The 17,062-nt window shown below is 71.5% G+C and carries 18 protein-coding genes; 7 read left to right on the top strand and 11 right to left on the bottom strand.

The window, feature by feature from the left end; all coding sequences use genetic code 11:
* Window positions 1–17: 17 nt before the first annotated feature.
* On the bottom strand, window positions 18–506 hold the full coding sequence (locus tag OG507_RS06015; RefSeq protein WP_327366081.1) for a rhodanese-like domain-containing protein: 489 nt from the start codon (window positions 504–506) through the stop codon (window positions 18–20).
* A gap of 93 nt (window positions 507–599) precedes the next feature.
* On the opposite strand from OG507_RS06015, the gene OG507_RS06020 reads away from it, so the two are divergent.
* The gene (locus OG507_RS06020; protein WP_327366082.1) at window positions 600–1,046 is read left to right on the top strand and encodes an Lrp/AsnC family transcriptional regulator; all 447 of its coding nucleotides are present in this window, start codon (window positions 600–602) and stop codon (window positions 1,044–1,046) included.
* On the opposite strand, the gene OG507_RS06025 is transcribed toward OG507_RS06020, so the two are convergent.
* The 4 genes from OG507_RS06025 to OG507_RS06040 all read right to left on the bottom strand — a co-directional run bounded on the left by OG507_RS06025 (window position 1,036) and on the right by OG507_RS06040 (window position 7,191).
* Window positions 1,036–4,227, bottom strand: a complete 3,192-nt coding sequence (locus OG507_RS06025; protein ID WP_327366083.1) for an SMC family ATPase — start codon at window positions 4,225–4,227, stop codon at window positions 1,036–1,038. The genes OG507_RS06020 and OG507_RS06025 overlap by 11 nt on opposite strands.
* Window positions 4,224–5,390 (bottom strand): exonuclease SbcCD subunit D, encoded by a 1,167-nt coding sequence (locus tag OG507_RS06030; protein ID WP_327366084.1) that lies wholly within the window; start codon window positions 5,388–5,390, stop codon window positions 4,224–4,226. The genes OG507_RS06025 and OG507_RS06030 overlap by 4 nt, the downstream gene beginning before the upstream one ends.
* 169 nt (window positions 5,391–5,559) lie before the next feature.
* Window positions 5,560–6,507 carry an ornithine cyclodeaminase family protein gene (locus tag OG507_RS06035; protein WP_327366085.1) on the bottom strand — a complete coding sequence of 316 codons (948 nt, stop codon included), beginning with the start codon at window positions 6,505–6,507 and terminating at the stop codon, window positions 5,560–5,562.
* A 57-nt stretch (window positions 6,508–6,564) separates the two neighbouring features.
* Window positions 6,565–7,191 carry a YigZ family protein gene (locus OG507_RS06040; RefSeq protein ID WP_327366086.1) on the bottom strand — a complete coding sequence of 209 codons (627 nt, stop codon included), beginning with the start codon at window positions 7,189–7,191 and terminating at the stop codon, window positions 6,565–6,567.
* Window positions 7,192–7,249: 58 nt separating this feature from the next.
* Here OG507_RS06040 and OG507_RS06045 point away from each other — a divergent pair, with 58 nt between their 5' ends.
* A complete protein-coding gene (locus OG507_RS06045; protein WP_327366087.1) occupies window positions 7,250–7,660 on the top strand; it encodes a CoA-binding protein in 411 nt (136 codons plus the stop codon).
* 72 nt (window positions 7,661–7,732) lie between these two features.
* The gene (locus OG507_RS06050; protein ID WP_327366088.1) at window positions 7,733–8,584 is read left to right on the top strand and encodes an aminoglycoside N(3)-acetyltransferase; all 852 of its coding nucleotides are present in this window, start codon (window positions 7,733–7,735) and stop codon (window positions 8,582–8,584) included.
* A 7-nt stretch (window positions 8,585–8,591) separates the two neighbouring features.
* Here OG507_RS06050 and OG507_RS06055 read toward each other — a convergent pair whose 3' ends face one another.
* Both OG507_RS06055 and OG507_RS06060 read right to left on the bottom strand, forming a co-directional pair.
* Entirely contained in the window at window positions 8,592–9,152 is a 561-nt protein-coding gene (locus OG507_RS06055; protein ID WP_327366089.1) for a YbaK/EbsC family protein, read from the bottom strand.
* Window positions 9,153–9,196: 44 nt separating this feature from the next.
* A complete protein-coding gene (locus OG507_RS06060) occupies window positions 9,197–9,769 on the bottom strand; it encodes a helix-turn-helix domain-containing protein (RefSeq protein WP_327366090.1) in 573 nt (190 codons plus the stop codon).
* A 93-nt stretch (window positions 9,770–9,862) separates the two neighbouring features.
* Here OG507_RS06060 and OG507_RS06065 point away from each other — a divergent pair, with 93 nt between their 5' ends.
* Entirely contained in the window at window positions 9,863–10,729 is an 867-nt protein-coding gene (locus OG507_RS06065) for a DMT family transporter (RefSeq protein WP_327366091.1), read from the top strand.
* Window positions 10,730–10,750: 21 nt separating this feature from the next.
* Here the strand turns inward: OG507_RS06065 and OG507_RS06070 are convergent, their stop codons facing one another.
* Window positions 10,751–11,509: an acyltransferase gene (locus OG507_RS06070; protein WP_327366092.1), complete on the bottom strand. Its 759-nt coding sequence runs from the start codon at window positions 11,507–11,509 to the stop codon at window positions 10,751–10,753.
* 154 nt (window positions 11,510–11,663) lie between these two features.
* On the opposite strand from OG507_RS06070, the gene OG507_RS06075 reads away from it, so the two are divergent.
* On the top strand, window positions 11,664–12,194 hold the full coding sequence (locus tag OG507_RS06075; protein WP_327366093.1) for a gamma carbonic anhydrase family protein: 531 nt from the start codon (window positions 11,664–11,666) through the stop codon (window positions 12,192–12,194).
* Between the two features lie 108 nt (window positions 12,195–12,302).
* Here OG507_RS06075 and OG507_RS06080 read toward each other — a convergent pair whose 3' ends face one another.
* Both OG507_RS06080 and OG507_RS06085 read right to left on the bottom strand, forming a co-directional pair.
* Entirely contained in the window at window positions 12,303–12,962 is a 660-nt protein-coding gene (locus tag OG507_RS06080) for a DedA family protein (RefSeq protein WP_327366094.1), read from the bottom strand.
* Between the two features lie 159 nt (window positions 12,963–13,121).
* On the bottom strand, window positions 13,122–13,559 hold the full coding sequence (locus OG507_RS06085) for a DUF4442 domain-containing protein (protein WP_327371879.1): 438 nt from the start codon (window positions 13,557–13,559) through the stop codon (window positions 13,122–13,124).
* 152 nt (window positions 13,560–13,711) lie between these two features.
* Here OG507_RS06085 and OG507_RS06090 point away from each other — a divergent pair, with 152 nt between their 5' ends.
* Together OG507_RS06090 and OG507_RS06095 are read left to right on the top strand one after the other, a co-directional pair.
* The gene (locus OG507_RS06090) at window positions 13,712–14,803 is read left to right on the top strand and encodes a hypothetical protein (RefSeq protein ID WP_327366095.1); all 1,092 of its coding nucleotides are present in this window, start codon (window positions 13,712–13,714) and stop codon (window positions 14,801–14,803) included.
* Window positions 14,804–14,867: 64 nt separating this feature from the next.
* Complete coding sequence (locus OG507_RS06095; RefSeq protein ID WP_327366096.1) at window positions 14,868–16,172, top strand: MFS transporter; 1,305 nt, start codon at window positions 14,868–14,870, stop codon at window positions 16,170–16,172.
* On the opposite strand, the gene OG507_RS06100 is transcribed toward OG507_RS06095, so the two are convergent.
* On the bottom strand, window positions 16,134–16,979 hold the full coding sequence (locus tag OG507_RS06100) for a spermidine synthase (RefSeq protein WP_327366097.1): 846 nt from the start codon (window positions 16,977–16,979) through the stop codon (window positions 16,134–16,136). The genes OG507_RS06095 and OG507_RS06100 overlap by 39 nt on opposite strands.
* Window positions 16,980–17,062 lie beyond the last annotated feature (83 nt).

The raw sequence follows: 17,062 nt of genomic DNA on the forward strand, positions 1-17,062 counted from the left end.
CGGCCCGTACGGTCAGGTCAGCAGCCGCAGTCGTCGGAGGCGACAGGTGCCGCGAGCGGGTCGGCGTCGCGCCGCTCGCGCCCCTGCCGGGTCTCGAACGCGAAGCCCTCACGCGCCCAGTACTCGAAGCCGCCGAGCATCTCCTTGACCTGGTAGCCGAGTTCGGCCAGTGCGAGCGCGGCGCGCGTGCCGCCGTTGCAGCCGGGGCCCCAGCAGTACGTGACCACGGGGACGGCCGGGTCGAGCAGCTTCCCGGCCTGTTCGGGGATGAGGGCGGTCGGCAGATGGACGGCGCCGGGCACATGCCCCTGGTCCCAGGATTCGGTGGAGCGCGAGTCGAGGAGTGCGAAGCCGGGGTCGCCGCCCGCCGCGAGCGCCGCGGCGACATCGGAGACGTCGGCGTGGAAGGCGAGCGAGGCGCCGAAGTGGGCGGCTGCCGCGGCCGGGGAGGCCGGCGGGACGCGGAGGACGGGGTTGACCGCGGTCGCGGTGAGCTGCGATGTCATGGCCAGAAATCTACGACCGGTGCCCCTTCCCGGGAAGGCGATGCTCCCGGCACAACTCTTGATCTGCCGGGGATTTCCCTGTTGTCTCCACGCATGACCGACTATTCCCCGGACGCCACCGACTGGCGCATCCTCGATGTCCTGCAACGCGACGGACGCGTGACGTTCGCCGAGCTGGCACGGGAGGTGGCGATGTCCCCGAGCGCCGTGACCGAGCGAGTGCGCAGGCTGGAGGAGGCCGGGGTGATCAGCGGGTACGCCGCGGTGGTCGACCCGGAACGGCTCGGGCTGCCGATTCTCGCTCTCGTACGGCTGCGCTATCCGAACGGCAACTACAAGCCGTTCCACGATCTGCTCGACACGACGCCCGAGATCGTGGAGGCCCATCACGTCACCGGCGACGACTGTTTCGTACTGAAGGTCACCGCCCGGTCGATGCGTCACCTGGAGCAGGTCTCGGGAAAGATCGGCGCCCTTGGCTCCGTGACCACGAGCGTCGTCTACTCCTCGCCTCTCCCCCGGCGCGCCGTCAGCCGCTGACCCCTCCCGTGGTGCGGTGCCGTACCACCGATCCGTGCCGCTCCTTCACCACTTCGAGCTGGGCGGGGATGCGGCGGCGCAGATCGGCGACATGGCTGACGATGCCGACGCTGCGGTCCCGCTCGCGCAGCGAGTCCAGGACGTCGAGCACCTCGTCGAGGGTCTGGTCGTCGAGGCTGCCGAAGCCCTCGTCGATGAAGAGGGTGTCCAGCCGTACGCCGCCCGCCTCGTCGGTGACGACATCGGCGAGGCCGAGCGCGAGGGCGAGCGAGGCGAAGAACGTCTCGCCGCCCGAGAGCGTGGCCGTGTCGCGCTCGCGACCGGTCCAGGCGTCGACGACGTGCAGGCCGAGTCCGGATCTGCGGCCTCCGGTGCGGGCATCGGAGTGGACGAGCGTGTATCGGCCGGACGACATGCGCTGCAGCCGTGCGGTGGCTGCCGCGGCGACCTGTTCGAGCCGGGCGGCGAGCACGTACGACTCCAGCCGCATCTTGCGTTCGTTGTCGGCCGAGGTGCCTGCGGTGAGCCCGGCCAGCCGTGCCACCCTCTCGTACTCCTCGCGCAGCGGGCCGAGCCTGCGCACCTCGTCCGCGGTGCCGCGCGACAGCCGGCCCAGCTCGGCGCAGCGCTCGCGTGCGGCGGCCAGTGTCGTGGAGGCGTCCCGCAGCTGCCGGTCGGCCGTGTCGTAAGCGGCCTGTGCGGCGTCGACCGCGGCGCGCGGGCCTTCGGCGGCGGCCCGGGTCGTGGTCTCGGCGAGACGGTCGGCGACGGCGGCCGCCTCGGACTGCCAGGCGTCGATGTGGCGTTGGAGTTCGCGCTGCTCGGCGTCGGTGAGGAGGGTCGCTGCCGCTGCCTGAGGTGTGTCGAAACCGGCCCGGAACGCGGCGTCCGCGAGGCGGCCGTCGGCCTCCTTGCGGCGCTGTGCGGCAGTCTCCTCCTCGCGTACCGCACCGGCGGCCGCCGCGAGCAGCCGCACCCGGCGCTCCAGCAGCTCGGCGTGCTCGGCGACGCTGCCGGACTCGCCACGGGCGGCCGTCAGCTCCGCTTCCAGCGCCGCCTGTTCACGGTCCAGGCCTTCCCTCAGGGAGGTGCGGGCCGCTGCCCTGCGCTCGGCCAGCTGCCGGCTCTCAAGACGCCCGGCGTGTTCCCGCTCGGCGGCCGCGAGGGCCTCACGCGCGGCGTGCATACCGGCGGCGGTCCGGTGCGCTTCGGCATGCGCGCTCGTCAACCGGTCGACGAGCGCGGCAAGTTCGGCGACGGTGGGATCGGCGACGGGCTTGGTGTCAACGGCATCGGTGCCGGCCGAATCGGCCACCGGCTTCGACGCAGCAGCGACTCCCTCGGACACCAGCTGCGAGGCTGCCGACTCGCCGGCGACGCCCGCGGGCACCGATCCGGCAACGACCGACTCGGCAGCGGCGGCGCCGTCCCTCGGTTGCGGCACGGACGATTGCGCGGCGGCACGGGCTGCCGTGTGTTTCTCGCGTACGACCCCGAGCTCCCGGTCCGCCTTTGTGCGTGCCTCCTCGGCCCGTCGGTAGGCGTCGAGCGCCCGCTCCTCGGTGGCCCGGTCCACATGCCCTTCGGCCGCGCGGGCGGGCTTGGGGTGCTCGGCCGAGCCACAGACCTTGCAGTCCTCGCCGTCCACCAGCTCGGCGGCCAGCTCCGCGGCGATGTCGCACAGTCGCCGTTCGCGCAGCTCCAGCCACGACTCGTGGGCACCCGAGGCCTGTTCGCGGGCCTCGGCCAGCCGCTCGGCTGCCGCCGATGCCCGGACGGCCAGTTCGTCACGGCGGCGGGCCGCTGCCAGCCGCGCGCGGGCCGGTTCCAGTCGGCCGGCGAGCTGTTCGGCGCGGGTGGCGGCCTCCTGGGCCTCCTCGATGCGTACCCCCAGCTGGTAGCGGGTGGATTCCCAGCCGGCCAGCCAGCCCTTCGCCTCGTGGATCAGCTCGTCATCGGCGCGGGCCTGGCGCTCCAGTCCGGCCCGCTCGGCGTCGATGTCCGCGCTGCGCCGCTCGGCACGCCGCGCGGCGTCGAGCCCGCCGAGCTCCTGCCCGAGCCTTCGCTCCAGTTCCGCCAGTTGCTCGGCACCTGCGTCGGCCAGGGTGTCGGGGAGCAGCGCCATGGCTTGGTCCCGGGCCTCGCGGGCCGTTCGGTACGTGCGCTCGGCGTCGTCGCGCAGCTCCAGTGCGGGAGCAACGAGGTCCGCCTTGCGGGCCCGTGCGAGCCGTTCGTGGTGCCGGTCGTGGTCGGGGCGGGCGGCTTCGACCGCGGTGGCGCGGAGCCGCGTCTCCTCGTGCCGCTGCTGGAGCCGGGCGAGTTCGCGCTCGTTGTCGAGGGCCATGCGGGCGGCCGACTGGCGGCCTTCGGCCATGGCCAGTACGGACTCGGCGATGGTGAGGCGTTCCCGGGCGCTGCTACGGGCCGTCGCGGCCCACTCCAGCACGCCGTCGGCGAGTCCCGGTTCGCCGGGCTGGATCGCGGGCAGCGGCGATTCCCGCGCGGCCGGACCGGCGGCCTGGGCGATCCGCTGGGCGATCGCGAGGATGCGCTCGTCCCCGGCCCTGACCTGGGTCTCGGCGGTGCGGCGCAGTTCGGCGAGGCGCTCCTCGACAGCGGCGAAGCGGCGGGTGTCGAAGAGCCTGCCGAGCAGCCTGCCGCGCGCCTCGGCATCGGCGCGTAGGAAGCGTGCGAAGTCGCCCTGCGGCAGCAGCACCACCTGGCAGAACTGGTCCCGGCTCATCCCGATGAGCTGGGTGATCTCCTCGCCGATCTCCTGGTGGGAGCGGCTCAGCGGCCGCCAGCCGTCGTCGGGGCCGTACTCCCGCAGCCGGCTCTGGGCCTTCTCCGTCGTGACGCCGTTGCCCTTCTTCTTGGGGCGGGGCTGTACGGGGCGCCGGGTGATTTCGAGACGCCGGCCGCCGACGGTCAGTTCCAGCGTGACCTCGGTGGGGAGGTCTGCCGGGGCGTGGTCGCTGCGCAGCGAGGTGCCGGGGCTCTGGCGGGCGCCGGGCACCGCCCCGTACAGGGCGTAGCAGACGGCGTCCAGGACCGAGGTCTTTCCGGCGCCGGTCGGCCCGTGCAGCAGGAAGAGCCCGGCCGAGGAAAGTGCGTCGAAGTCGATGTCCTGGGTGGCGCCGAACGGCCCGAAGGCGGTGAGCGTGAGCCTGTGGAGTCTCATCGGTTCACCTCGCGCACGGTGTCGTCCACCCGTACGTGGTCGAAGGCGCCCCGCAGCACCGTTCGCTCCCGCTCGTCCGCCGCGGACCCGCCCCGCACATGTGCCACGAAGTCCTCCGCGATCTGCTGGTCGTCACGTCCCTTGAGGCGCTGTGCGTACGAGGCGAGCGGGTCGTCGGGGGCCCGGTCGGGCTCGAATACGAGGCTGAGTGTGTGCGGGAACCGTTCGACGAGACGGGCCATCGGCTCGGCCGGACGCGCCGGGTCGGTGAGCGTGGCCTCCACCCAGGACTCCCGGTGCCGTTCCAGCTCGGGGTCGTCGATGAGGGTGTCGAGGCGGCCTCGGAGCCTGGCCAGCGGCCGGGGCGCCGGGCAGTCGATGCGCTCGGCGGCGATCCTGCCCGAGGCGTCGAGGTCGATCAGCCACATCGTCTTGCGGTGGTCGACCTCGGAGAAGGAGTACGCGAGCGGCGAGCCCGAGTAGCGGACGCGTTCGGTGACGGCCTGGCAGCCGTGCAGATGCCCGAGCGCGACGTAGTCGACGCCGTGGAAGACGCCTGCGGGTACAGCGGCCACCCCGCCGACGGTGATGTCGCGTTCGCTGTCGCTGGGCTCGCCGCCCGCGACGAAGGCGTGGGCGAGCACCACGGACCTGGTGGTGTCCGCGCGGCCCGCGAGGTCGGCGCGGACCCGGTCCATGGCCGCGGTCAGGACCGCCTCGTGCCCGGCACGCTCCGCCTTGAAGACGTCCCTCACCAGGGCCGGTTCCAGGTAGGGCAGCCCGTAGAACGCCACGTCGCCGTGTGTGTCGCTCAGGACGACGGGGGTGGCGCAGAGGGCGGGATCGGTGCGCAGATGGATTCCGGCCCGCTCGATCAGGCCCGCGCCGACACCGAGCCTGCGTGCGGAGTCATGGTTCCCGGAGATCATGACGGTGGGCACACCGGCTGCGGCGAGCCGGTGCAGTGCGTCGTCGAAGAGCTCGACGGCGGAGAGCGGTGGAACGGCCCTGTCGTACACATCACCCGCGACGAGGACCACGTCCACCTCGTGTGCGTGCACCGTCGCCACCAGGTGGTCCAGATAGGCGGCCTGGGCTTCGAGCAGGGAGACCCGGTGGAACGACCGTCCCAGGTGCCAGTCCGATGTGTGCAGAATTCTCAAGTGCCGGCTCCGACCTGCATTGTTCTCTTCCTCCACCCCTGGGGCCCGCTGCGCCGCGTGCCGTGATCACACCGCGCCTCGGCATCCGCACCGGCCACGCCGTCACCGGTGAGCCCCTGTCTCCTCACCGATCACAGTCTCCCATCACAGCCGACTGCCGCCGGGGCGTTCAGCCGAGAAGATCGATCCGCGTTCCGACAGAGAGCCGTTCCGCCTGTTGGTACGCGGCCCAGGCGACGGCCAGGTCCTGCCAGGGGAGCCCGACGGGCGCGTAGACGGAGCGGGTCGTGCCGGACGTACGACCTGGGTGCTCGCCACCGAGCAGTTCGCCGAGGGTGGCATCGGCGGCGGTGGCCGGCAGTCCTGCCGCGGCGAGGGCGCCCATCACCGCGGCCTGTTCGCGGTCGTCGACGACGAGGAGGGCCGCGGTGAGCAGATCGGCGGAGAGTTCCTGCTTGCCGGGTTCGTCGGCGCCGAGCGTGGTGAAGTGCTGTCCGGGGCGGGTGTCGGCCAGGCTCAGCAGGGGTGCGCGCGACCAGGTGGAGAGCAGCACGACGTCGGCGTCCGCGGCGATCCCGGTTGCGGAGGCGAGGACCCGGCCGTGGTGCCGGGCGGCGAATTCCGCGGCGCGCTCCGGGTCCGTGTCCTGCACCACGAGATCCCGGAAGCCGCGCAGGCTCCGCAGTCCGCGGACCATGATCTCGGCCTGGGCGCCCGCGCCGACGACACCCAGCACTGCTTCGCCCGAGGGGTCGGGAGCGGCCAGGACGTGGGTGCCGAGAGCCGCGGCCAGTCCGGTCCGCCAGGCCGTGACACCGGCGGAGTCGAGCAGGGCGAGGAGTTCACCGTCCCGGCCGCTGTGCAGACAGATCACACCGCGCAGCGCGGGCCGGGCGCCCGGGAACTTGGCGTTGACCTTGACGGTGTACGCGTCGATGCCCGGAAGGAGGCCGGGTATCAGGGCCGTCGCCGTGCCCGGGAACGGCAGATCGGTGCGCACGCGCTGCCCGGTGACCGTCGAGGAACCGACTTGGACGAACCCCTCTCGCAGGGCCTTCAGCGAGGCTTCCGGATCGAGGACGGCCAGGAGATCACTGCTGGTCAGAAGGAGGGTCATGCGCTCATTGTGCTGTGTGACACGCGCTCATCGTCCTGTTGCGTCATGCGCGCATCGTCAGGCGTCCCCGTACGCCTCGCCGCCCAGCTCCAGCCGGGCCTCACCCGCCGTCGCGTCGGCCAGCCAGCCGCGGAACGCCTCGACATCGGCGTCCGGCAGCCCGATCTCGATGGTGACGGCCTCGCCGTAGCGGACCTCGCGGACGCTGCGCCCGGTGGCCCTGAGGTCGTTCTCCAGCCTGCCCGCGCGCTGATGGCCGACGGTGACCGTGGCGAGGCGGAACCGCCGGCGGGTGATGGTGCCCAACTCGTCGAGGGCCTCCCCGACCACTCCCCCGTACGCCCGGATCAGTCCGCCCGCGCCGAGTTTCACACCGCCGTAGTAGCGGGTGACGACGGCGACGACGTAGCGCATCTCACGGCGCGTCAGCATCTGCAGCATGGGGACGCCCGCGGTGCCACCGGGCTCTCCGTCGTCGCTCGCCTTCTGCACGGAGGCGTCGGCGCCGATCACGTACGCGAAGCAGTTGTGGGTGGCGGTCGGGTGTTCCTTGCGGACGCGTGCGACGAAGTCCTGCGCCACCTGTTCGGTGGCGGCGGGGGCGAGCGCGCAGATGAAGCGCGACCGGTTGATCTCGGTCTCGTGCACGCCCGCTCGGGCGACTGTCCGGTACTGCTCCTGCATCCGGCCACCCTATGCCCCGGCCGGGAATGGTCCGGAGCCGCTGTCCGTTGTCCGGATCATGTACGCAGACGCAGAGACGATCCACAGGATCCTCCGGGACACGGGCGAGACCTGGGCGGTGGTGGGCCTGTCCGACAACCGCTCGCGCGCGGCCTATCGCGTCGCCGAGGTGCTCCAGCACTTCGGCAAGCGGGTGGTGCCGGTGCACCCGAAGGCGGAGCGTGTTCACGGCGAGGACGGCTACGCCTCACTGGCCGACATACCGTTCCCGGTCGATGTGGTGGACGTCTTCGTCAACAGCGAACTGGCGGGCGCGGTGGCCGACGAGGCGGTGGCGGTCGGCGCGAAGGCGGTCTGGTTCCAGCTCGGGGTGATCGACACCGAGGCGTACGAGCGCACCCGGGCGGCCGGGCTCGACATGGTCATGGACCGCTGCCCCGCCATCGAGATCCCCGCGCTGAGCCGCTAGCCGCAGCGCGCTACCTCTCGTCCGAATGTGCGTGGTGTCACACCCGGCGTCCGGCTGGGAGAATGGCCCGCTGTGAGTACTACGACCGCGCCGACCGTCCGTCACAGCCGGACCGGTCTGGCCGGGCAGCTGTCCGAACTCGGGGTGGAGCAGAACGGCGTCCTCCTGGTGCATGCGTCGATGCGTGCCGTGGGGCCGGTGAGCGGCGGGGTGCGGGCAGTGGTCTGCGCGTTGCGGGATGCCCTCGGCGAACACGGCACACTCGTCGTCCCGGCCTTCACCCCGGAGAACTCCGACACCTCGTCGCACTACCTCGACCGGGTGCGCGGCCTCGGCGACCGGGCCCGTGAGGCCGTGCGGGCGAGCATGCCGCCCTTCGACCCCGCGATGTCGGCCGCGCCGTCGATGGGCCGTCTCGCGGAGACCGTGCGGCTCACCGAGGGCGCGGTGCGCAGCGAGCACCCCCAGACGTCCTTCGCCGCGCTCGGCCCGCTGGCCGGCGGACTCGTGGCGCAGCACCGCCCCGACTGCCATCTCGGCGAGGACTCCCCGCTGGCCCGTCTCTACGAACTGCGGGCCCAAGTGCTCCTGCTGGGCACCGGGTTCGACACCTGTACCGCGTTCCATCTCGGCGAGTACCGAGTGCCCGCCCCGCCCTGCCGCAGCTATCGGTGCGTGGTGACGGCCGAGGGCCGGCGTCAGTGGTGGGAGTATGAGGACGTCGCGCTGGACGACAGCGACTTCGCCGCCCTGGGAGCGGACTTCGCCCGCGCGGACGACGGTGCGGCCGTACGCACCGGCGCAGTGGGCTCATCGACGAGCCGCCTCTTCCGCTTCACCGACGCCGTCGACTTCGCGGCCCGCTGGCTGCCGTCGCACCGGGGCGCTGTGCCCGTTCAGGCCCTCTGCCACGCGCCCGGCTGAGAGCCGCTCAGGCCCTGACGCCCAGACCGTCGACGACAACCGCGCCGGGCAGTGCCGCCAGCGCCTTGCCCGGGACGATCAGCTTCCCGCGTCGGCTGCCGCTGCCGATCAGCACCCATTCCTCGTCGACGACGGCGGGGTCGATCAGCAGCGGCCACGCCGCCGGGAGTCCGATCGGGGTGATTCCGCCGTACTCCATGCCGGTCTCGCCGACCGCCGTGTCCATCGGGGCGAAGGATGCCTTGCGGGCGCCCAGGTGCTTGCGGACCGCGCCGTTCACATCGACGCGGGAGTGGGAGAGGACCAGACAGGCGGCCAGCGTCACTTCGCCGCCGCGCTTGCCCGCCACCACGACGCAGTTGGCCGAGCGGTCGAGCAGATCCGCGCCGTGGTGCTCGACGAAGACCGCCGTGTCGGCGATGGCCGGATCCGTGTCGACGTGGATGATCTGCGCGGCGGGGACACCGCCCCAGCCTTCGCTCACGGCTGCGGCGACGGGCTCGGTGAGCAGGTCGATGCGGTCGGCCGCCGGGCAGGCGTTCTCGAAGGATCCGATGGGTGCGCGCATGCGTGCCACGCTAACAGCGTCCCGGAGGAGGCCGGTTGGCCGTCTCACCGTACGGGCGGGATGGAGACAGCCATGGTGATCTCGGTCGGCACGGAGCCGTCGTTACGGTAGGCGTGCGGATGATGTGCCTCGAAAGTGGCGGAGCCGCCTGCGGGTACGGAGTACGGGGTTCCGTCGACGACCAGGGTGAGTTCACCCGCGGTGACGTGGAGCAGTTCGACCGTGCCCTCGGGGTGCGGGTCGGAGGTGCTGCTCTCGCCCGGCATCAGGTGCCAGGACCAGAGTTCGAGCGGCCCCCTGGCCTCCGTACCGACGAGCAGTGTGGTGGAGCTCCCCGCCTCCGTGGACCACATGCGTACCGCCTGACTGTCGGGCACCAGCCGGACCGGTGAGCCCTGCTCGTAGTCGAGCAGCGTGGTGATGCTGACGCCCAGCGCGTCGGCGAGCTTGACCGTGGTGCCGACGCTCGGGTTGGTGCGGGCCTGCTCGATCTGGATGATCATGCCGCGGCTGACCCCGGCACGGGCGGCGAGTGCGTCCAGGGTGAAGCCGCGTTCCCCCCGCCAGCGCTTGAGATTGCGCGCGAGCGACTGGTTGAGCTGATCGAGGTCAGACACGTTCCGTCCAATATTATGGATGACAGGGTCGAAAATACTGCACTACGGTGTGGTGGGCCCAACCGTTCATCGCACTGTACTGCGAGGCATGCAATGACAGCACTGTTCGCCCTGGCCACCAGCGTGCTCTGGGGGCTCGCCGACTTCGGCGGCGGACTGCTCACGCGCCGTACGCCCGCGCTGACCGTGGTCGTCGTCTCGCAGGCCGCCGCAGCCGTGGTGCTGGGTGCCGTCGTGATCGCGACGGGCGGCTGGAGCGAGGCGGGTCCGCAGCTCTGGTTCGCCGTCGCAGCGGGCGTTGTCGGGCCGGTCGCGATGCTGAGCTTCTACAAGGCCCTGGCGCTCGGCCCGATGGGTGTCGTCTCCCCGCTCGGCTCGCTGGGTGTCACGGTGCCGGTGAGCATCGGGATCGTCGTCGGGGAGCGGCCGGGGCTGCTGCAGTTCGCGGGGATCGGCGTCGCCGTGGTGGGCATCGTGCTGGCCGGTGGTCCGCAGTTGCGCGGGGCTCCGGTGCAGCGCAGGGCCGTGCTGCTGACCCTGATGGCGGCGTTCGGCTTCGGGTCGGTGATGACCCTGATCGCGGAGGCGTCCACGACGGTGACCGGGCTGTTCCTCGCGCTCTTCGTACAGCGCCTCACCAATATCGCGGTGGGTGGCACGGCCCTGTACGTATCGGTGCGGCGCGGGGCACGCGCCCTGCCGGAGGAGGGCGGGGCCGCCTCGGTGCTGGCCTCCCTGCCGGCCCTGATGTTCGTCGGGCTCGCAGATGTCGCCGCCAACGGCACGTACGCGCTCGCCGCACAACGCGGCCCGGTCACCGTGGCCGCCGTGCTCGCCTCGCTCTATCCGGTGGTCACGGCCCTGGCCGCGCGCGGGGTGCTGGGGGAACGGCTGCGCGGGGTGCAGGCCGCCGGGGCCGGTCTCGCCCTGGTGGGCACGGTGCTGCTGGCGAGCGGCTGAGGATCCGGCCGCTCGCTGTCCTCAGTCGCCGAAGGAGGGGCCCGATGTCCCGTCCGGCTCCGCCAGGGCCCGCAACTGCTCGGGCGTGACGCCCGACGGGATCGGCACCGGAGCGGGGGTACGCAGCGGCGGCTGCCAGCCCTTCTCGGAATCCCAGCTGCGTACGACCCGGGCGGGAGCACCGGCCACCACCGCGTGATCGGGCACCTCACCGCGTACCACCGCGCCCGCGGCGACCACCACATTGCGTCCGAGCGTTGCCCCGGGCAGGATCACCGCTCCGGTGCCGATCCAGCAGCCCGGCCCGATGGCGACCGGCTCCATGCGGGGCCACTGTCTGCCGACGGGCTCGTGCGGATCGTCGTAACTGTGGTTCGTGGACGTGATGTAGACATACGGTCCGCAGTACGTGTCCGAGCCGATGCTCACTCTGGTGTCGGCCACGACATGGCTGCCGCGGCCGAGCACCACCCCGTCCCCCAGGGTCAGGATCGGCTCGGGTCCGAGGTCCAGATCGGGCATGAGTCCGGCGGTCAGGGTGACCTGCTCACCGATCACGCAGTGGGCGCCCAGCTCGATCCATGACTCCCCGAACACCGTGCCCTGCGGAAAGGCCAGTCGGGTGCCCTCGCCGATCCGGCCGAACCGCAGCCGGCCGGGGTGTTCCGCGGTGACCGCGCCCGACTCCTGCACCCAGCGCCAGCCGCGGTGAACGGCCCGGGACAGGGCGCGCCGCCGCCAGGCGGCGAGGGAAGAGAACGTGTTCCTGTTCTTGGGCACTCGCACACGGTAGTCGGCGGCGCCCGGCGTGATCACCGCGGCAACCTGTGATGTTCACCCCACTCGGCGGCGCTCCCCCGCCCGTCGCATACCGTTCCTCCGACGCGATCGGACGACCGCGACCGCACAGCACCTGGGCACGGAGGGACGCACGATGGCAGAGCAGGCGTTGATCACGGGGATCGGCGGCAAGGAGCCGGACATCGATGCGGAGGCCTTCACCGCACCGACATCGGTCGTGATCGGTGAGATCACGATGGCCGCGGGCTCCAGCGTCTGGTACCAGGCCGTACTGCGTGCCGAGTGCGGTCCCATCGTCATCGGCACCGACAGCAACATCCAGGACAACTGCAGCGTCCATGTCGACCCCGGGTTCCCCGTCACGGTCGGCGAACGCGTCTCGGTCGGGCACAACGCCGTGCTGCACGGCTGCACCATCGAGGACGACGTGCTGGTCGGCATGGGGTCCACCGTCCTCAACGGTGCCCGCATCGGTGCCGGTTCGCTGATAGCGGCACAGGCACTCGTCCCGCAGGGCATGCAGGTGCCCCCGGGCTCGCTCGTCGCGGGCGTCCCCGCCAAGGTCAAGCGGCAGTTGACCGAGGAGGAGCTGGAAGGCATCAAGTTCAACGCGGCGGGCTATGTGGAGCTGGCCAAGGCACACCGCCAGGCACACGAGAGCTGACCCGAAGGCGGACGAGCAGCGGGGCGCGCCGCGCACTCCAGGCGTGCAGGGCGGACGGTTCGGGGTGTCGCCCGCTGCCGAAAGCCTGCGCCGCGCCGCCCGGCCGGGTCAGTCCGCCACCGGCACGGTCCCCGCATCGGGCGTGGAGACGAGCGGTGCGTGCGCCGCCGCCTTCTTGGCCCGGTTTCTCAGCACCAGCATCGAGACCACTCCGAACAGCACCGCGACCACCAGGCCGAGATACGAGAACCGCTTGAGCCAGGCCTCGGCGACGACGCCCACCGAGTAGACGACGGCCGTGGTTCCACCGGCCCAGACGATGCCGCCGAACAGGTTGGCGATGAGGAATTTCCAGTACGGCATGTGCAGTACGCCGGCCAGCGGTCCCGCGAAGATCCGGAGCAGGGCGACGAAGCGGCCGAAGAACACCGCCCACATGCCCCACTTGTGGAAGGAACGCTCCGCCATGGCGATCTGGCTCTCGCCGAAGTGCTTGGGGAACCTCCCGCCGAGCCAGGCGAGAAGTGGCCGCCCGCCCCTGCGGCCGATGGCGTAACCGATCGAGTCACCGATGACCGCGCCCGCCGAGGCACAGCCGCCGAGAACCCAGGGGTTGATCCCGTCGTGCCCGGCAGCCAGCAACGCCGCGCTGACCAGAACGATCTCTCCCGGGAGCGGGATGCCGAGGCTCTCCAGCCCGATGACGACGCCCACCAGGACGTAAACGCTGACCGCGGGGACGGTCTCCAGCCACTCCTGGATGTGCAACGCCGGTTCCTTCCGTACTGATGTCCCGTTAGCCGCCGGCCAGCTCCACGGCGCGCCGCGGGAATGCTACCTGTCCCGCCAACGGCCCGAACAGCGCGAAGGGCCGCCAGGCACCCCGATGGCGGGGTGCCTGGCGGCCCTTCGCGGGGCCGTTCCGGATCAGGCGTTGGGGCGGAGTGTCCAGACGACCGTCATCTCACCGGTCACCGCGCCGTCCGCGCGCTGGATCTCGATGAGCACGGGGAATTCGGGCCGCTTGCCCTCATCCAGTTCGGCGACGACATCGGCCACCGGGCGGCCGAGGGTCGCTGTCGCGGTGACGACACCCTTGGCCAGCTTCTTGTAGCCGATCTCCGCCTTCACCGCCAGCGGCACGGCGCGCGACAGTTGGTCGCCGAAGGCGGCGATGACGATCGCGCCGCTCGCCGACTCCGCGAGCGTGAACATCGCACCGGCGTGGGGCCCGCCGACGTGGTTGTGGTAGTCGGCCTGGTCCGGCAGACGGACCACCGCACGCTCGGCAGTGGTCTCCAGGAACTCGAGATTGAGGGTCCGGGCCATCGGAACCGTTGCGGCGAGCATCTCGCCGACGGTCATCTGTTCAGCGCTCATGGCCAGATGTTACTCACGAGTAGAACCGTTTGACCATCCCCTGGACATCCGCTCCCGTCCACTGATCGCACCCTTCACCGTCCGCTCACGGGGGCGGGCGTAGCCGACCGGGCACCGCCCCTCTATCGTTACTCGCCATGTGGCCAGGACAGCAGCCGCCCGGGGGCGAGCAGAACCCGCAGGACCAGAGTCAGAACCCGTATCAGCAGCCGGGGTACCAGCAGCCGAATCCCTATCAGCAGCCGGGATATCAGCAGCAGGGACAGCCCGGACAGCAGCCCGGGTATCCCCAGCAGGGACAACAGCCGGGGTATCCCCAGCAGGGCCAGCAGCCCGGCTACCCGCAGCCGAACCCGTACCAGCAGCCGACCGTGCCGCAGTACGCGATGCCCGGTCCGCCCGGCGGCCCGCAGCCCGACGGCGGCAAGAAGAAGACCACGGCTGTCGCGATCGTCGCGGCCACCGCCGTCGTAGTGGCCGCCGTGGTCACCGGTGCCGTCGTGCTCAACAAGGACGACAGCAAGGGCAAGGACGTCGCCGACGACAAGAACTCCTCGGCACCCGCCGACCCGTCCGGTTCCGCGTCGCCCGAGGAGAATCCGCGCGGCACCGACGGGGACGCCAAGCCCCAGATCGCGGGCTGGAAGGTCGTCACCAACCCCAAGTGGGGCACGCAGTTCGACGTGCCCGGCGACTGGGAGGTCAGCTCCCCCGGCACGTTCTCGTTCTTCGAGGACGACAAGAAGGGAGACGGCTCGCCGCTCATCGGTTTCTCCGCACCGTCGTACTACAAGAGCAAGTGGTGCGTGGACGACTCCGACAAGGACGGCACCAAGGAGGACATGAGCCTGGCCAGCGCCGGCACCAGAGGCGCGCAGGGAGCCACGGATGCCGCCAAGAACGCCCACAGCGAAGCCGGCACCTGGGCGTGGGCCGCGTATGCGCAGCACATGCCGCAGAGCACCATCAAGTTCACTCCGGCCACGCAGTACACGACCAAGTCGGGACTCACCGGCCAGGTCGTCACGGCCACCGCTCCGAATGTCACAAAGCGGAAGAAGTGTGACAGTGACGGCAAGACGATCGCCTTCACTTTCAAGAACAAGAAGGGCGATTTCGCCTCCTGGGTCCTGTACGGAGCCGACAACGTCGACGACGAACTCCCCGACACGACGATCCAGAAGATCCTGAGCACCGTGCGGCTGGTGGACGTCGCTCCGTCCTCCTGACATTCCGCACCGGCGCCGGGATAAGGATTTGGCAGGGCGGGGTCGCGGCGGCGATAGTCCCTTGGTGACTGTCTCCCCCGCCCCCGCACTTCCTGCGCACCGCCCCGGCCGCAACTACCGGCTGCTGACCGCCGCCGCGATCATCACGGGCCTCGGTACCCATGGCGCGCTGATCGCGGCGGCGTTCGCGGTTCTGCAGTCCGGCGGCGACGGCGGCGACGTCGGTCTGGTGGCCGCCGCCAGGACCGCGCCGCTGGTGGTCTTCTTGCTGATCGGCGGGGCGATCGCGGACCGGCTGCCGCGGCACCGGGTGATGGTCGCGGCGAACGCCCTCAACTGTGTCTCGCAGGCCGCTTTCGCCTGGCTGGTCCTGGCCGGTGATCCGAAACTGTGGCAGATGATGCTGCTCACCGCCCTGTGCGGGACCGGGCAGGCGTTCTTCAACCCGGCGGCCGAGGGCATGCTGATGTCGAGCGTCAGCCGGGAGCAGGCGAGCCGCGCCTTCGCGCTCTTCCGGATGTCCATGCAGGGCGCGGCGGTCGGCGGTGCGGCGCTCGGCGGCGCCATGATCGCGGCGATGGACCCGGGCTGGGTGCTGGCCGTGGACGCCGCGGCCTTCGCGGTGGCAGGTGCGCTGCGTGCCTTCCTGGACGTCAGCCACATTCCGTCGCGCGCACCGGGCGGCGGACTGCTCGCCGATCTGCGCGACGGCTGGCAGGAGTTCATCGGCCGACCCTGGCTGTGGAGCATCGTGGCGCAGTTCTCGGTGGTGGTCGCCGCTGTGGGCGCAGCGGAGTCGGTGTACGGGCCGCTGGTCGCCAGGGACGAACTAGGCGGCGCCCGCCCCTGGGGCTTCGCACTCGCCGCTTTCGGCGCCGGCACGCTGGGCGGGGCGTTCTTGATGACGCGCTGGAAGCCCCGGCGGCTGCTGCTGGCCGGAACCCTCTGTGTCTTCCCGCTGGCCCTGCCGTCGGCAGGGCTCGCGGTGCCGTTGCCGGTGGCCTGGCTCTGCGTGGTGATGTTCGTCAGTGGCATCGCCATCGAGGTGTTCGGCGTGTCGTGGATGACGACCATGCACCAGGAGATCCCGGAGGAGAAACTGTCGCGCGTCTCGGCGTACGACTGGTTCGGTTCGGTGGCGATGATGCCGATCGCCACCGCGCTCGCCGGCCCTGTGGAGTCGCTGGTCGGGCGCAGTACGGCCCTGTGGGGCTGCGCGGGGCTGATCGTACTGGTCACCGGCGCCGTGCTGTTCGTGCCCGAGGTACGCAATCTGACCCGCGCCGACGTCTCCACCGAGGTGGTGACGTCCAAGAAGCCGGGGGCCGCCTCAGCCGATGCTGAATGCTCCGTCGGGCGGCTCGGGTGAGGCGACCGCCTCGCCGTCCCTGACGGGCCGGGCGGCGCCGACGAGCCGGACGAGTGCGGCGCCGTGCTCGACCCTGGCGGGGAAGGCATCGGCGGCGCACCGTCGGGTCAGCGTCGCCGTGTCGATGGGGCTGTGGGAGGCGACGAGGACGACGTTGCCGAAGCGCCGGCCGCGCAGCACCGCCGGTTCGGCGATCAGTGCGAGCTCCTCGAAGACGGCCGCGAAGGTGGCCAGTTGGGAGCGCAGGAAGGCGAAGGGCGCTCCGTCCGCGAGGTTGGCGGCATAGACTCCGCCCTCGCGCAGCGCCCGGCGCGCGGCCTCGGCGTACTCGACGGTGGTGAGGTGGGCGGGCACGCGCGAGCCGCCGAAGACATCGGCGATCAGGACGTCGACGGAGCCGGGCGAGGTCTGTTCGAGCCGGCTGCGCGCGTCCGTGCCGTGCACGGTGATCCCGCTGCCGTCGGGGACGGGCAGCTGCTCGGCTACCAGGGCGAGGAGTCCGAGGTCGGCCTCGGCTACGTCCTGGCGGGAGCCGGGCCTGGCCGCGGCGACATAGCGAGGCAGGGTGAGCGCTCCACCGCCGAGATGGAGGACGTCCAGCGGTGCGCCCGGTGCCGCGGCGCAGTCCACGACATGGGCGAGCCGTCGCGCGTACTCGAATTCGAGATGGTCCGGCGCGTCCAGGTCGACGTACGACTGGGGTGCGCCGTCGACGGTGAGCAGCCAGGCCCTGTCCCGGTCCACGTCGGGGAGGAGTCTGGCGGTGCCCTGGTCGACGTCCCGGATGACAGGTATTGACTCGTTCACCCTCCCATTGTGGGGTGCCGGATCAGCTGCTCACGACCGCGGCAACGGCTTCGGCGTGCGCGCATGCCACCGTCGGCGCCGGG

Origin of the sequence: Streptomyces sp. NBC_01217, from assembly GCF_035994185.1 — a bacterium.
GTDB lineage: Bacteria > Actinomycetota > Actinomycetes > Streptomycetales > Streptomycetaceae > Streptomyces.